This window comes from Collinsella sp. LCP19S3_C9, from assembly GCF_052121575.1.
In the GTDB taxonomy this organism is placed as follows: Bacteria; Actinomycetota; Coriobacteriia; order Coriobacteriales; family Coriobacteriaceae; genus Collinsella.
Window position 1 is genome coordinate 1 of sequence record NZ_JBQKDZ010000042.1, and the last position, 673, is coordinate 673.

Here is a 673-nt window from a genome sequence, read left to right on the forward strand (position 1 = left end):
AACGACGCGCTCGACGCCGTGCGCTGCGAGGAGTGGAACGCCGCCAGGGCCGCCGCCAGGGCCGCCAGGCCCAGGCCCGAGGGCAAGCGCGGCAGGCCTGCCAAAGGCGAGCTGCCGCCCGAGGAGGTCAGGGCGCTCGAGGAGGAGGCGGCCTCCATCAAGGGCAGCCGCTACGCGCTCGTGAAGAACCCCGAGGACCTCACCGACGGCCAGAGGGCGAGGCTCGAGGCGCTCAAGAAGAGGGCCGGCTCGCGGCTGGTCAGGGCCTGGGAGCTCAAGGAGGACCTGCGGGCCGTCTTCCGGGCAGCCGACGGCTCCGAGGCCGCCGAGCTGCTCGACGACTGGATGCACAGGGCCGCCTACTGCAAGATCGCCAAGGTCGTCGCCGTGGAGAAGAAGGTGCGCCGCCGGCGCGACGACATCATCGCCGCAGTCGAGCTCGGCATCAGCAACGGGCGCGTAGAGGCCATCAACAACAAGATCAAGGTGACGGTGAGGATGGGCTACGGCTTCCGCAACACCGACAACCTCGTGGCCCTGCTCATGCTCAGGTGCGGCGACTGCCAGCCCCAGCTCCCGGGTCGCCCGGTGAAGGCGAGGAAGAAGGGCGTGAAGGGAGCGAAGAGCGTTGCTGCCTAGGCTAGCCCCTTGTCACACAAACTACCGAAGCCTC

The 673-nt window shown here is 69.2% G+C and carries 1 protein-coding gene; it reads left to right on the top strand.

The window, feature by feature from the left end; all coding sequences use genetic code 11:
- The coding region (locus ACTQXI_RS08895; protein ID WP_441548535.1) for an ISL3 family transposase at positions 1-639 on the top strand (639 nt) is incomplete at its 5' end.
- Positions 640-673: the final 34 nt, after the last annotated feature.